15 protein-coding genes are annotated in these 13,645 nt (G+C 74.6%); 6 read left to right on the top strand and 9 right to left on the bottom strand.

The features are described 5' to 3' along the window. The first annotated feature begins 33 nt into the window (after window positions 1-33). Complete coding sequence (locus tag ACH4F6_RS19345; RefSeq protein WP_397961422.1) at window positions 34-627, top strand: TetR/AcrR family transcriptional regulator; 594 nt, start codon at window positions 34-36, stop codon at window positions 625-627. Between the two features lie 104 nt (window positions 628-731). Here the strand turns inward: ACH4F6_RS19345 and ACH4F6_RS19340 are convergent, their stop codons facing one another. Then, window positions 732-1,946 (bottom strand): acyl-CoA dehydrogenase family protein, encoded by a 1,215-nt coding sequence (locus ACH4F6_RS19340; protein WP_397961421.1) that lies wholly within the window; start codon window positions 1,944-1,946, stop codon window positions 732-734. Between the two features lie 4 nt (window positions 1,947-1,950). Then, entirely contained in the window at window positions 1,951-2,973 is a 1,023-nt protein-coding gene (locus ACH4F6_RS19335; protein ID WP_397961420.1) for a phosphotransferase family protein, read from the bottom strand. 279 nt (window positions 2,974-3,252) lie between these two features. Here ACH4F6_RS19335 and ACH4F6_RS19330 point away from each other — a divergent pair, with 279 nt between their 5' ends. Next, window positions 3,253-4,209: an NADP-dependent oxidoreductase gene (locus ACH4F6_RS19330; RefSeq protein ID WP_397961419.1), complete on the top strand. Its 957-nt coding sequence runs from the start codon at window positions 3,253-3,255 to the stop codon at window positions 4,207-4,209. An 8-nt stretch (window positions 4,210-4,217) separates the two neighbouring features. On the opposite strand, the gene ACH4F6_RS19325 is transcribed toward ACH4F6_RS19330, so the two are convergent. The 4 genes from ACH4F6_RS19325 to ACH4F6_RS19310 are packed head-to-tail and all read right to left on the bottom strand — an operon-like array spanning window position 4,218 to window position 6,453. Beyond that, window positions 4,218-4,532 (bottom strand): DUF202 domain-containing protein, encoded by a 315-nt coding sequence (locus ACH4F6_RS19325; RefSeq protein WP_397961418.1) that lies wholly within the window; start codon window positions 4,530-4,532, stop codon window positions 4,218-4,220. After that, window positions 4,529-4,921 carry a YidH family protein gene (locus ACH4F6_RS19320; protein WP_397961417.1) on the bottom strand — a complete coding sequence of 131 codons (393 nt, stop codon included), beginning with the start codon at window positions 4,919-4,921 and terminating at the stop codon, window positions 4,529-4,531. Before ACH4F6_RS19320 ends, ACH4F6_RS19325 begins: the two co-directional genes overlap by 4 nt. A gap of 10 nt (window positions 4,922-4,931) precedes the next feature. Next, complete coding sequence (locus tag ACH4F6_RS19315) at window positions 4,932-5,510, bottom strand: NUDIX hydrolase (protein ID WP_397961416.1); 579 nt, start codon at window positions 5,508-5,510, stop codon at window positions 4,932-4,934. A 49-nt stretch (window positions 5,511-5,559) separates the two neighbouring features. Further along, window positions 5,560-6,453 (bottom strand): DMT family transporter, encoded by an 894-nt coding sequence (locus tag ACH4F6_RS19310; RefSeq protein ID WP_397961415.1) that lies wholly within the window; start codon window positions 6,451-6,453, stop codon window positions 5,560-5,562. Window positions 6,454-6,877: 424 nt separating this feature from the next. Here ACH4F6_RS19310 and ACH4F6_RS19305 point away from each other — a divergent pair, with 424 nt between their 5' ends. The 3 genes from ACH4F6_RS19305 to ACH4F6_RS19295 all read left to right on the top strand — a co-directional run bounded on the left by ACH4F6_RS19305 (window position 6,878) and on the right by ACH4F6_RS19295 (window position 9,298). Beyond that, complete coding sequence (locus ACH4F6_RS19305; protein ID WP_397961414.1) at window positions 6,878-7,849, top strand: hypothetical protein; 972 nt, start codon at window positions 6,878-6,880, stop codon at window positions 7,847-7,849. Between the two features lie 119 nt (window positions 7,850-7,968). Continuing rightward, window positions 7,969-8,694: a molybdopterin-dependent oxidoreductase gene (locus ACH4F6_RS19300; RefSeq protein WP_397961413.1), complete on the top strand. Its 726-nt coding sequence runs from the start codon at window positions 7,969-7,971 to the stop codon at window positions 8,692-8,694. Further along, on the top strand, window positions 8,678-9,298 hold the full coding sequence (locus ACH4F6_RS19295; RefSeq protein WP_397961412.1) for a cytochrome b/b6 domain-containing protein: 621 nt from the start codon (window positions 8,678-8,680) through the stop codon (window positions 9,296-9,298). Before ACH4F6_RS19300 ends, ACH4F6_RS19295 begins: the two co-directional genes overlap by 17 nt. A gap of 32 nt (window positions 9,299-9,330) precedes the next feature. Here ACH4F6_RS19295 and ACH4F6_RS19290 read toward each other — a convergent pair whose 3' ends face one another. From ACH4F6_RS19290 to ACH4F6_RS19280, 3 genes are all read right to left on the bottom strand, one after another. Further along, on the bottom strand, window positions 9,331-10,584 hold the full coding sequence (locus ACH4F6_RS19290) for a hypothetical protein (RefSeq protein ID WP_397961411.1): 1,254 nt from the start codon (window positions 10,582-10,584) through the stop codon (window positions 9,331-9,333). A 235-nt stretch (window positions 10,585-10,819) separates the two neighbouring features. Then, on the bottom strand, window positions 10,820-12,217 hold the full coding sequence (locus tag ACH4F6_RS19285; RefSeq protein WP_397961410.1) for a GntP family permease: 1,398 nt from the start codon (window positions 12,215-12,217) through the stop codon (window positions 10,820-10,822). Between the two features lie 60 nt (window positions 12,218-12,277). Then, entirely contained in the window at window positions 12,278-12,796 is a 519-nt protein-coding gene (locus ACH4F6_RS19280; RefSeq protein ID WP_397961409.1) for a gluconokinase, read from the bottom strand. A 130-nt stretch (window positions 12,797-12,926) separates the two neighbouring features. Here ACH4F6_RS19280 and ACH4F6_RS19275 point away from each other — a divergent pair, with 130 nt between their 5' ends. Further along, window positions 12,927-13,628, top strand: coding sequence for a FadR/GntR family transcriptional regulator (locus ACH4F6_RS19275; RefSeq protein ID WP_397961408.1), 702 nt, complete (start codon window positions 12,927-12,929; stop codon window positions 13,626-13,628). The last annotated feature ends 17 nt before the right edge of the window (window positions 13,629-13,645 follow it).

Raw genomic sequence — 13,645 nt, 5'->3', positions numbered from 1 at the left:
CCGGTAAGGCATCGAGAAAGGCAGGTGGCGGCAGTGCCCAGGACGACGGACGGCGACGGTACCCCCGTGCCGCAGCGGCTGCTGGCCGCCGCCACCCGGCTCTTCGCCGAGCGGGGCTACGACCGCACCTCCGTGCAGGAGATCGTCGAGGCGGCCGGTGTCACCAAGGGGGCCCTGTACCACTACTTCGGCTCCAAGGACGACCTCCTGCACGAGGTGTACGCGCGGGTGCTGCGCGTCCAGCAGGAGCGGCTCGACGCCTTCGCGGACGCCGACGAGCCGGTCGAGAAGCGCCTGCGGGGCGCGGCGGCCGACGTCGTCGTCACCACGATCGAGAACCTCGACGACGCGTCGATCTTCTTCCGCTCGATGCACCACCTGAGCCCCGAGAAGAACAAGCAGGTGCGCGCCGAGCGCCGGCGCTACCACGAGCGCTTCCGGGCGCTCGTCGAGGAGGGGCAGGCGGCCGGGGTGTTCTCCACGGCCACCCCGGCGGACCTGGTGGTGGACTACCACTTCGGGTCCGTCCACCACCTGTCGACCTGGTACCGCCCGGACGGGCCGATGAGCCCCCAGGAGGTCGCCGACCACCTGGCCGACCTGCTCCTGCGGGCACTGCGGCCGTAACCGGCGGAGGCGTTCCTCGCCCCGCCGCCCCTGAACGGGCCTCGTCCTCCGGCGCCGGACGGGCAGGGGCGGCGGGGGCGCGAACCCCTCGCCGCCCCACCGGGTCACAGGTACTTCTTCAGCTCCCGCCGCGCCAGCGACCGCTGGTGCACCTCGTCCGGCCCGTCCGCGATCATCAGCGTCCGCGCCCCGGCGTACAGCTCCGCCAGGGGGAAGTCCTGGCTGACGCCCCCCGCGCCGTACAGCTGGATCGCCCGGTCGATGATGTCGACGACCGCACGCGGCGTCGCGATCTTGATCGCCTGGATCTCCGTGTGGGCGCCCCGGTTGCCGACCGTGTCCATCATCCAGGCCGTCTTCAGCACCAGCAGCCGCAGCTGCTCGACGGTCACCCGCGCGTCCGCGATCCAGTTGTGGACCACGCCCTGCTGCCCCAGCGCCTTGCCGAACGCCGTACGGGACACGGCCCGCCGGCACATCAGCTCGATGGCGCGCTCGGCCATGCCGATCAGCCGCATGCAGTGGTGGATGCGGCCGGGGCCCAGCCGGGCCTGCGCGATGGCGAAACCGCCGCCCTCCTCGCCGATCAGGTTGGTCACCGGCACCCGCGCGTGGTCGAAGACCACCTCGGCGTGGCCGCCGTGGTAGTGGTCCTCGTAGCCGAAGACCCGCATCGCCCGCCGGACGGTCACGCCCGGGGTGTCGCGGGGCACGAGCACCATGGACTGCTGACGGCGGACGTCGGTGCCGTCCGGGTCCGTCTTGCCCATCACGATGAAGATCGCGCAGTCCGGGTTCATCGCCCCGGAGATGTACCACTTGCGGCCGGTGACGACGTACTCGTCGCCGTCCCGCACGATGTGCGTGGTGATGTTGGTGGCGTCGGAGGAGGCCACCTCCGGCTCGGTCATCGCGAACGCCGAGCGGATCTCCCCGGCCAGCAGCGGCTCCAGCCACTGCTTGCGCTGCCGCTCGTCGCCGAACTGGGCGAGCACCTCCATGTTGCCGGTGTCCGGCGCCGCGCAGTTCAGCGCGGTGGGCGCGAGCTGCGGGCTGCGGCCGGTGATCTCGGCCAGCGGCGCGTACTGGAGGTTGGTCAGTCCGGCGCCGTACTCGGAGTCGGGGAGGAAGAGGTTCCACAGCCCCTGCCGGCGCGCCTCGGCCTTCAGTTCCTCCACCACGGCGGGGGTGTCCCACGGCGAGGCGAGGCGGGCGCGCTGCTCCTCGGCGACCGCCTCGGCCGGGTACACGTACTCGTCCATGAAGGCGAGCAGCTTGGCGCGCAGTTCCTCGGTGCGCGCGTCGAACGCGAAGTCCATGGCGTCAGCCTTCCTGGAGGGTGGTCAGTCCGTGGTCGATGAAGACGGGCACCAGGTCACCGATGCGGTCGAAGCCGCGGCCGACCGTCTGGCCCAGGGTGTAGCGGTAGTGGATGCCCTCCAGGATCACGGCGAGCTTGAACCACGCGAACGCCGTGTACCAGGAGACGGCCGAGACGTCGCGCCCCGAGCGGGCGGCGTACCGCTCGATCAGTTCGGCCGGATCCGGGTGCCCCGGAGCCTCGGCGGTGGTGGAGACGGGGGAGTCGGGCGTGCCGAGCGGCAGGCTGTACATCACCAGCAGGCCCAGGTCGGTGAGCGGATCGCCGAGCGTCGACATCTCCCAGTCGAGGATCGCCTTGATCCGGTCGTCCTCGCCGATCAGCACGTTGTCGAGCCGGTAGTCGCCGTGCACGACGGCCGGGGCGGGCGAGGAGGGCAGCCGCCGGCCGAGCGTCGCGTGCAGCTCGTCGATGCCGGCCAGGTCGCGGTTGCGGGAGGCGTCCAGCTGCTTGCCCCAGCGCCGCAGCTGCCGGTCGAGGAAGCCCTCGGGGCGGCCGAAGTCGGCGAGGCCCACCTCGGCGGGGTCCACCGCGTGCAGCTCCACGAGCGTGTCCACCAGGGACAGCACGGCGCCCCGGGTGCGCTCCGGGCCGAGCGGGGCGAGCTGGTCGGCGGTCCGGTAGGGCGTGCCCTCGACGAACTCCATGACGTAGAAGGGCGCGCCGAGCACGTCCTCGTCCTCGCACAGCAGCACCGGGTCCGGCACCGGCACGCGGGTGGGGTGCAGGGCGCTGATCACCCGGTGCTCGCGCCGCATGTCGTGCGCGGTGGCCAGGACGTGGCCGAGCGGGGGCCGCCGCACGACCCACCGTCCCTCGCCGTCGGAGACCGCGTAGGTGAGGTTCGACCGTCCGCCCTCGATCAGCCGGCCGGTGAGCGGGCCGTGGACCAGACCGGGGCGCTCGCGGTCGAGCAGGGTGCGCAGCCGGTCGAGGTCGAGTCCGGGCGGGTGGTCGGGGCTCATGCGTCGCTCCTACGGACGGGTGAACGGGACCTCCCCATGATGCCGACCGGTCGGTATGTCGTCCAGTGGCGGCGCCCAACGTGATCGGGGCCACCCTAGGCCGACCGGCGCCCCCGCAGAAGCCGGGACGCCGCCGAAGGCCGTCCTCCGGACGCCCCGGACGGGTGGAGTCCGCTCACGGGGGTACCGGGACCGCGGCCGGCCGGGCCGCCACGCGAACGGCACACGCCGGGGCGCCCGGGCTTGCGAGGCGTACGACTACCCCGGAGGGTCGGTGGCATGAAGGGCATCAGTTACAGCCGGTACGGCGGTCCCGAGGTCCTCGAGTACGGCGAGGTGCGGGACCCCAAGGTCGGCCCCGACACCGTGCTGGTCAAGGTCCGGGCGGCGGCCGTCAACCCCGTCGACTGGAAGTGCCGCGAGGGCCATCTCGACGGGATCCTCGACACCGTCTTCCCCGTGGTCCCCGGCTGGGACGTCTGCGGCGTCGTGGTCCGGCCCGGCGCGTCCGTCACGGAGTTCTCGGTCGGCGACGAGGTCATCGGCTACGTCCGCGAGGACTTCCTCTCCCGCGGCACCTTCGCCGAGTACGTCGCCGCGCCCGTGCGCACCCTCGCCCGCAAACCGCGCAACCTCACCTGGGAGGAGGCCGCGGGCCTGCCCCTGGTGGGCCTCACCGCCTACCAGGTGCTGGTCAAGGCGCTCCAGGTCAAGCGCGGCGAGACCGTGCTGGTCCACGCGGCCGCGGGCGGCGTCGGCTCGATCGCCGTGCAGCTCGCCCGCCACCTGGGCGCCCGGGTGATCGGCACGGCCGGCGAGGCCAACCACGACTTCGTGCGCTCCCTCGGCGGCGAGCCCGTCACCTACGGCGACGGCCTGGCCGAACGGGTCCGGGGCCTCGCCCCCGAGGGCGTGGACGCGGTCTTCGACACGATCGGCGGCGACACCCTGAAGACCTCCGCCAACCTGCTCGCCCCCGAGGGCCGCCTGGTCTCCATCGCCGACCCGGCCGCCGTCGACTACGGCGGCCGCTACCACTTCGTCCGCCCCGACGCCGAGGACCTCGCCCGGCTGGCCGAACTCGCGGAACAGGACGTGGTGTCCGTCCACGTCTCGGAGACCTACCCGCTCGAGCGCGCCGCGGACGCCCACCGGTCCAACCAGGGGGGACGCACCCGGGGGAAGATCGTGGTGACGGTGGACTGGGAGGCGGAGACGGAGCCCGTGGGCTGGTGACGACGGCCCTAGACGACGACCAGCGCCGCCGCGCACACCGCCGTCGCCACCGTGCACAGCGCCGCCGCGGCGGCGCGGCGGGGGGTGAGGGGCGGGGGGACGGGCGTCGCGGCGAGGGCGCGGATGCGGTGGTGGGCCAGGAGGAGGAAGCCCAGCCACAGGGCGCAGCACAGCGCGCACACGAGGACCCCGGCGGGCGACGCTCCGCCGTGCAGCGCGGTCCTCACGGCGAGCACGGCGGCGACGGTGCCCGACAGCGTCGTACGCCGCCAGGCGAGCCGGGTCCGCTCGGGCTGCAGCCCGGGGTCGCGTTCGCCGCTCACCCGTCCCACCCGAGCAGCACCACGACGACCATCGCGACGGCCACCACCGCGACGGTCAGACCGAGCAGCGCGGGGAACCGGGACGCCGGCAGGTCCTCGCCCCGCCGCATCGCCCGCTCGCACCGCACCCAGTGGTTCACGGCGCGCAGGGAGCACAGCACGCCCGCCGCCAGCAGCGCGAGCGCGAGTCCGACCCGCCAGCCCCAGCGCAGGTCCGGCAGGAACTGGTCCACCGCGAACCCCCCGCCGATCAGCGCGAGCGCGGTCCGCAGCCAGGCCAGGAACGTGCGCTCGTTGGCCAGCGAGAACCGGTAGTCGGGCGTCCGTCCCTCCTGCCGCACCGCCTCCGGCACGAACCACAGCCGGACGTTCCGCACGAACTCGATCACGCGCGAGACCCTACCCCGCCCCCGCCGGGGGGACGTCGCCGGCGCCGCCCGCCGGGCCGGCCGGCGCCCGGTCCCGCGCCCGCTCCCGGTGGGCCCTGAGCCGCTCGTGGGCCGCCAGCCCGTCCGGCACCCACGCCCAGTCGGTCAGACGCCGTTCGACCTCCTCCTCGGACAGGAAGCCGTACCAGGCGACCTCCTCCGCCTGAGGGCGCACGGGCAGCTCGCAGCGCACCTCGTACACGGCCGACCACCAGCTCCGGCCGGCGCCGTCGTCGTAGAGGAACTTGAAGCGGAACTCCGGGCGGGGCAGCCCGCTCACGCCGAGCTCCTCCTCGGCCTCGCGCAGGGCGGCGTCGTCGTAGGCCTCGCCCGCGCCGACCACCCCGCCGACGAACATGTCGTGCAGGGAGGGGAAGACCAGCTTCGTCGGGGTGCGCCGGTGGACGAAGATCCGTCCGTCCGCGTCCCTCGCCTGGACGAAGACGCAGCGGTGGCGCAGGCCGGCGGCGTAGGCCTCGCCCCGGGGGGACCGTCCGACGACCCGGTCGTGCTCGTCGACGATGTCGAGGATCTCGTCAGCAGCGCTCATGCGTCCATCCAAGCAGCACCCGCACGGCGCGCGTCACCGCGCCCGGACCTCACTGGGTCTGGAGGTCCCGTGCCCGCTCGCGCGCCGCCGTGCCCTGCGGCATCGCCGGGTGCAGCCCGAGCAGCACGATGCCCACGACGATCGCCGCGAGACCCGCCGCCTCCCAGGCCAGCGCGCCGGTGTCGGTGCGCAGCCGGTCGCCGAGGAAGCCGACCCCGCAGATGATCCCGGCGAGCGGCTGGGCCGCGGTCAGCGCGGGCAGCGACATCCGCAGCGGCGCCGTCTCGAACGCGCTCTGCACCAGCACCAGGCCGGTCACCCCGAGCGCCAGCACGGCGTACGGCTGCCACCCGGTCAGCACCTCGGCGATGCCGCCCCGGGAGAACCGCTCCCCGCTGACCCGGGTCAGCGCGTCCTGGATGCCGTAGAGGAGGCCGGCCGCGAGGGAGAGCAGGACCGGGGCCGCGTACAGCCGGGTGCGCTTGGCGTACGCCGTGAGCAGCAGGGCCAGTCCGGCCATCACGCCGATGATCAGCCAGTGCCGCAGCGGATCGGTGATCGCGTCGCCCCCGCGCGGCTCGCCCGCCACGATGAACGCGGTCACCCCGCCCGCGAGCAGGAGCAGGCCCGCCCAGCCCTGACGGCCCAGGGCCTGCTTGCTCCGGTGGCGGGAGAGGGCGAGCGCGAACAGGAGGTTCGTCGCCAGCAGCGGTTCCACCAGCGAGATCTCGCCCTTCCCCAACGCGATCGCGCCCAGCGCCATGCCCGCCGCCATCAGCCCGATGCCCCCCAGCCAGCGCGGCACCCGCATCAGGTCGAGCAGCAGCCGGGGCGAGAGGAAGTCGCTCAGGGGCGCCTTCTGCGCCGCGTCCTGCTGGAGGACGAAACCGAAACCCAGGCAACAGGCGGCACTCACGGCGAGAACCAGAACCAGAACCGACACGCTGCGTACCTCGATCATCGGGTCGGGCCACGGAGAGGCGTCAATGGCCGACGATAGCGCCCCAACGCCCTCGAAGCCCTGGGAGTGCCCGGGATCCGGCCTCCGGAGGAGTACCCGGAACCGGGCGCCTGACGCGGTCGCGGCGCCCGGCGGACCGGCGCGCGGGCCGGGCGCACGGCGGCGACCGTACGGCCATGCTCCGCGACCCGCCCGGGCCGCGCCATGGCGTACGCCACACCGGTGTGCCGCACACCCGGCCCCACCAGGGGGCTGTACGGCCAAGTCCTCGGTGGACAGGGGAAGTTGACACCTGTCATGTGACCCCGGCCCTTGACGGTCGACCCGGCTGGGGATTTGCTGTGGGTGATCGGCCGATCGCGGGCCGATGTCACACCCGTACCGAGGAGGATGAGGAAGTCCCGCGGTGCCCCCATCCCCGCTCCCCCTCGGCCGAGACCGCGAGCGCGTCCCCCGCCCGCCCGACGCGGACCCCGGCGCGGCCCTGGACGACACCGAGCTCGCCGCCGCCCGCGCCGCGCTGGCACAGGGCCGCTGGCAGGCCGCCCGCTCCCTGCTCGCCCGCACCGGCGACGACTGGGACCGCCGCGGCCACCGCGTCGCCGTGCTGGCCCTGGAACCGTACGCCGCCGCCTGGGCCCGCGAGTGGCTGCTCGCCGCACCCGGATCCGTCGACGCGACCGTCCTCCTCGCCCTGGCCCACGTCCGGCGCGCCCTGCGCGACAAGGAGGACCCGGCCCGCGCCCGCGCCGCCTGCCGGCACGCCGCCGCGCTCGCGCCCGCCGACCCCACCCCCTGGCTCGGCCTGCTGATGCTGGAGCGGGACGGCTCCGCCGACGCCGTCCGGATCTTCGAGGAGATCCGCGCCCGGCACCGCGACCACCACCACGCCCACCACCTGATGGTCGCCCTGCTCGCCGAGCGCCGCGCCGCCGCCGGCCCGGACCCGCTGCACGAGGTCTACGAGTTCGCCGCCTGGGCCGCGGAGCAGGCCCCCGCGGACTCCCCGCTCGTCATCCTCCCGATCGTCGCGCACGCCGAGCGCTACCGGGCCCTCGCCGTCCGCGGACTGGCCCCCGCCGACCCGACCACCGCCGCGCACTGGCGCGACCACCGGGCCGGGGACGTGATGAAGGCCGCTTTCGACTGGTGGCTGGAGTGGGAGCACGACGACCACCCGCGCCGTCTGGTCGACCTGAACCACCTGGCCCACGCCAAGGTCTGCGAGGGCCGGCCCGCCGAGGCGGCCGCCCTGTTCCAGCGCATCGGCGAGCACGCCACCCCGGCGCCCTGGTCGTACCCGGACCGCGACCCGTACGCCGCGTTCCGCGCGGCCCGCGACGGCGCGCTCGGCCTCGAACCGGGGCGCTCCCGCTGAGCATCCCGGACAAGGCGACGAGGACGGGCCCCCGGGAGACGCGGGACACGGTGTGACGGAATCCTGACGGCCGCCCCGGATCCCTGGCCCCGCCGGCCTCCGGGTGCTCGAATGGAGCCGTGACCTCCGAACAGCCCGAGGAGCGCGGCACCCCCGTCGGCCGCCGCGTCTTCCTCGGCACCCTCGGCCTGGGCGCCCTCGGCGTCGTCGCCGCGCCCACCCTCCAGCGCGGCCTGGAGGACCTCCTCGGCCGCGCCGCCGACAAGGACCCCACCGGCCTCACCGGACTGCTCCCCAACGGCGGCGGCTTCCGCTACTACTCGGTGGCCTCCTCCGTCCCCCGCAAGAACGCCAGGACCTACCGCCTCACCGTCGACGGGCTCGTCGACCGTCCCGCCACCTACACCCTCGCCGACCTCCGGGCCCTGCCCCGGACCCGCCTGGTCAGGGACGTGCAGTGCGTCACCGGCTGGCGGGTGCCCGCCACCCCGTTCGAGGGCGTGCGCCTGTCCGTGCTGCTCGACGCGGCCGGTGTCCGCCCGCAGGCCGGCGCGGTCCGCTTCACCTGCTTCGACGGCACCTACACCGAGAGCCTCACCCTCGCCCAGGCCCGCCGGGCGGACGTCCTGGTCGCGCTGCGCATGCGGGACGAGGACCTGGGCCACGACCACGGCGGTCCCGTCCGCCTCTACGCGGCCCCCATGTACTTCTACAAGTCCGCCAAGTGGCTCTCCGGCATCACCGTCACCGAGCGGGTGCGCCCCGGCTACTGGGAGGAACGCGGCTACGACGTGGACGCCTGGGTGGGCCGCTCGAACGGACGGGACGATGAGCCTACGAGCTGAGGCCCCGCCGGCCGCCGCGGTCCGCCGCTTCAGCCGGGCCGAACGCCTGGTGCACCGCACGACGGCCCTGCTCATGGGCGTCTGCGTGGTGACGGCGGCCTTCCTCTACGTCCCCCAGCTCGCCCAGCTCGTGGGCCGGCGCGAGCTGGTGGTCCGCGTCCACGAGTGGGCCGGCCTCGCCCTGCCCGCGCCCGTCCTGGCGGGCCTCGCCTCCCGCGCCTTCCGCGCCGACCTCGGCCGGCTCGACCGCTTCGGCCCGCACGACCGCCGCTGGCTGCGCGCCGCCCTGCGCCGTGACCGGCGGCGGGAGTCCCGCCCGGCCGGGAAGTTCAACGCGGGCCAGAAGCTCTACGCGGCCTGGATCGCCGGCGCCACGCTGGTGATGCTCGGCACGGGGCTGCTGATGTGGTTCACCCGCCTCACGCCGGTCGTGTGGCGCACCAGTGCGACCTTCGTCCACGACTGGCTGGCCCTGACCGTCGGCGTCGTTCTCGCCGGTCACATCGGCATGGCCCTCGGCGACCCGGAGGCGCGGCGCGGGATGCGGACGGGGTCGGTGAGCCGGGAGTGGGCGCGACGGGAGCATCCGCTCTGGCGCGGATGACGGGTGACGGGTGACGGGCGGCACGGCGGGGCTCAGGGGGAAGGGGGAGGCCCCGGGACGCCGCCCGCCGGCGGGGCGCCGGGGGAGTGCGGGGAGCCGGGCGGCCCCGGGGAGCCCGGTCCCGGGGAGCCGGCAGGGCCGCCCCCCTCGGGACCCACCACGCGGAACGCCGCCTTCTTCGTCACCTCGGTCGTCCCGTAGCGCACGACGACGTCGACGACCCGTGGGTGTCCGCCGTCGAGGACGGGGACCACGGCCGTCAGCACCAGCCCGTCGCCCCGCGCCCCTGCCCCCGATCCGGTCCCTGCCCCGGCCCCCGGTCCGGCATCCGGTTCCGCCCCCGGTCCGGCGCCCGAACCCTGCCCCGCCCTCGACCCCGACCCCTGCCCCGAACCGGACCCCGGTCCCTGCCCGGCCCCCGCTCCCGCGGCGACCGGTGTCACCGCCACCCGCTGGCCGCCGACGAGCACCGTCCCGTGCCGCGGCAGCTCGGCGGGGTCGTAGGGGAGGCCGCGCAGCGCGACGCGGACGGTCTCACCCGGCCGCGCCTCCCCGTCGGCGCCCGCGTCGACCGAGGCGATGCCGTAGGAACAGGCGGGTGTCGTGGTCGCCGGGGTGCTCGTCAGCCGGGCGGTGGCGGAGGGGCGGGCCCGGTGGAACGCGATCAGTCCGGCCAGGACGCGCTGGGCGGCGGAGCCCTTGCAGGTGTTCAGGGTGCCGGTGAGCGCCGCGTGGTCCCGTTCGGCCGTCTTCCAGCTGCCGCCCCGCCCCTGCACGGCCAGACAGGCGTGCGCCAGCCCCCGCAGCACCCTCCAGTCGTCCCCGGCCGGAGCGCCGGGGACCGCGCGGAGGGCGCCCGCGCACCGGCCGGGCGCCCGCAGCAGGTCGTACACGCCCGCGGGATCGGTCCGGTGGTCGGCGTCCGGGGAGGCGGGGCCGGGCGGCAGCCAGGCGAGGGCCGCCACCGGACCGGGGGTGCTCGCACCCGGCGCGGGACCGCCGTCACCGGTCGGGCCGGTCGGCCCGCTCGGCCCGGTCGGCCCCGAGGTCACGGCCTCGTCCGGCTCCGCGGACCCCGGCGCGCTCGCGGCCGGCGTGGGGCTTCCCGGTGCGCGCCCCTCCGCCTCGGCCGGACCCCCGCGGTCCCCGCCCGGCGCGCCGGTGTCCCCACCGGCGCGCGGCGGGACCCCGGCCCGCCCGTCGCCCTCGGACACGGCCGCCACCGCGATCGCCACGGCGCCCGCGACCAGCAGGGCGGAGACACGCGTGCCCAGCGACAAGCCCATGACGCCCCCCGTCGTCGACCTCCTCATGATGAGGCCGCCCCACCGGCTCCCGGAAGCCCGCCGGGCACGGCCGTCGGTGAGGGGTCCGCACCGGTGCTCGGGAGCCGTCGAGGCCCAGCGGCACCTCGCAGGAACGCCGCTGGGCCTCGACGGCCGCCCGTCCGGGCCGGCCGGAGCGGTGACCGGCGCCGTACGGCCCCGGGCGCTGAGCCGGGGAGGAACCGTCGCCGTGCTCCTAGACGACCAGCGAGAGGAGCAGGACCAGGCCGCCGGCGACGACCGAGATGATCGTCTCCATGACGGACCAGGTCTTGACGGTCTGGCCGACGCTCAGGCCGAAGTACTCCTTCACCAGCCAGAATCCGGCGTCGTTGACATGGCTGAAGAAGACCGAGCCGGCGCCGATGGCCAGCACCAGCAGGGACGCGTGGGTCGTCGACATGTCGGCCGCGAGGGGCGCGACCAGACCGGCCGCCGACACCGTCGCCACCGTCGCGGAACCGGTCGCCAGCCGGATCACCACCGCGATCAGCCAGGCCAGCAGCAGCGCCGGGATCGACCAGTCCTCGGAGATCTCCAGGACCATCCGGCCGACGCCGGAGTCGATCAGCGTCTGCTTGAAGCCGCCGCCGGCGCCGACGATCAGCAGGATGCCCGCGATGGGCGCGAGACCCTTCTCGACCAGCTGCGAGAGCCGCTCCTTGGAGAACCCGGCGGGCCTGCCCAGCGTGAAGAAGCCGACGATCACCGCGGCGAGCAGGGCGATCAGCGGGGAGCCGACGACGTCGAAGACGCGCTGCACGGTGTTCTCGGAGTCGTCCACGACGATGTCGACCAGCGCCTTGGCCAGCATCAGCACGACCGGCAGCAGGATGGTCGCCAGCGTCGCGCCGAAGCCGGGACGCCGCTCCAGCTCCTCCGAGGGCCGCTGGGGGATCATCCGCTCCGGGGCGGGCACGTCCACCCAGCGGGCGGCGAACCGTGAGAACACCGGACCGGCGATGACCACCGTCGGTATGGCCACCAGGACGCCCAGCGCCAGCGTGACGCCGAGGTTGGCCTGGACGGCGTCGATCGCGACGAGGGGACCCGGGTGCGGCGGGACGAGCCCGTGCATCACGGACAGGCCGGCGAGCGCCGGGATGCCGATGCGCATGAGCGAGTAGTTGCCGCGCTTGGCGACCATCAGCACGACCGGGATCAGCAGCACGACGCCGACCTCGAAGAATAGCGGCAGACCGATCACGGAGGCGATCAGCACCATCGCCCACGGCATCGAACGGCCGCCCGCCTTGGCGAGGATGGTGTCGACGATCTGGTCGGCGCCGCCGGAGTCGGCGAGCAGCTTGCCGAGGATCGCGCCGAGCGCGATCAGCACGCCCACACCGGCGACCGTGGAGCCGAGGCCGGTGGTGAAGCTGGTGATGGCCTTGTCCAGCGGCGCCCCGGCGAACGCGCCCAGCGCGAGCGAGCCGATGGTCAGCGCCAGGAAGGCGTGGAGCTTGAACTTGGTGATGAGCAGGACGATGACGGCGATGCCCGCCAGCACGGCGATGCCCAGCTGGGCGTGGCCGGCCGAGGTGATGGGCTCGACGGTGTCCGCTGCCAGCATCTCGACGCTGAGTCTGGTCACGGGGGTCCCTTTACAGGTACGGGGGAGGGGGAGGGAAGGGTGAGATCAGAGGTCGGGCGCTCAGGCGGCCGGCCCGGGAAGCGCCGCCAGGGCGGACACCGCCCGCCGGGTGATGTCCTCGGGGCCGCCCGAGACGTCCACGACGACTCCGGCCTCGTCCGCCCCGAGCGGCTGGAGCGTGGCGAACTGGGAGTCGAGCAGCGCCGTCGGCATGAAGTGCCCCTGCCGGTGCGACATCCGGTCCTCGATGAGCGCGCGGTCGCCCGCCAGGTGCACGAAGACCACGTCCGGCGCGGCGGCCCGCAGCCGGTCCCGGTACGACCGCTTCAGCGCGGAGCAGCTGACCACCCCGCCCAGCCCGGCCCGCCCGTCGGCCCAGGCGCCGATGGCGTCCAGCCACGGCCACCTGTCGTCGTCGTCGAGCGGGACGCCGGCCGACATCTTGTCGATGTTGGCCTGCGGGTGGAAGTCGTCGCCCTCGGCGTAGGGGACGCCCAGCCGGGCGGCGAGCAGCGGACCGATGGTGGTCTTGCCCGTGCCGGCGACGCCCATCACCACGACGACGTGGGGGGTACGCATCTCTGCCTCGCTGTCTTCGTCGACACCTGATGTCGACGACACTGAAACCTATTAGGTACGACTAATTCAAGAGTCTGTGACATATAAGTCTGACTTTTTGATCCCGTGAGACACCCCGTACGCTGAGTGCATGACCACACCGGGCCGAGGTCTGCACGGCCGTGTACTGGACGCCCTCGGCCCCGCGATCACCGCCGGCGAGTATCCGCCGGGCAGTGTCCTGCGCACCGACGAACTGGCCCAGCGCTTCGACGTCTCCCGTTCCGTCATGCGCGAGGCGGTCCGCGTGCTGGAGTCCATGCACCTCGTCGAGTCCCGCCGCCGGGTGGGCGTGACGGTGCGCGCGAAGACCGAGTGGAACGTCTACGACCCGCAGGTCATCCGCTGGCGCCTGGCCGGCGCCGACCGCCCCCACCAGCTGCGTTCGCTCACCGTCCTGCGCTCGGCGATCGAGCCGGCCGCGGCGCGCCTGGCGGCACGGCACGCCACGGCGGAGCAGTGCGCGGAGCTGACGGAGCGCGCGCTGGGCATGGTGGCCCACTCACGCGGCCACCAGCTGGCGGGTTACCTGGTGCACGACGTCGCCTTCCACCGCGTGATCCTCACGGCCTCCGGCAACGAGATGTTCGCCCGCCTCGGCGACGTCGTCGCGGAGGTCCTCACCGGCCGCACCCACCACGAGGTCATGTTCGAGGACCCCGACCCGGCGGCCGTCACCCTGCACGTCCGGGTCGCGGAGGCGGTCCGCGAGGGCGACGCGGACCGCGCGGAGGAGCTGACCCGGCAGATCACGGTGGGCGCGCTCCAGGAACTCGACATCCTGGCGCCGTGACCCGGCCCCGGTGACCC

The sequence above is a fragment of the Streptomyces sp. NPDC017936 genome, assembly GCF_044328485.1.
In the GTDB taxonomy this organism is placed as follows: domain Bacteria; phylum Actinomycetota; class Actinomycetes; order Streptomycetales; family Streptomycetaceae; genus Streptomyces.
This window is presented reverse-complemented; position numbering and strand designations above follow the sequence as displayed.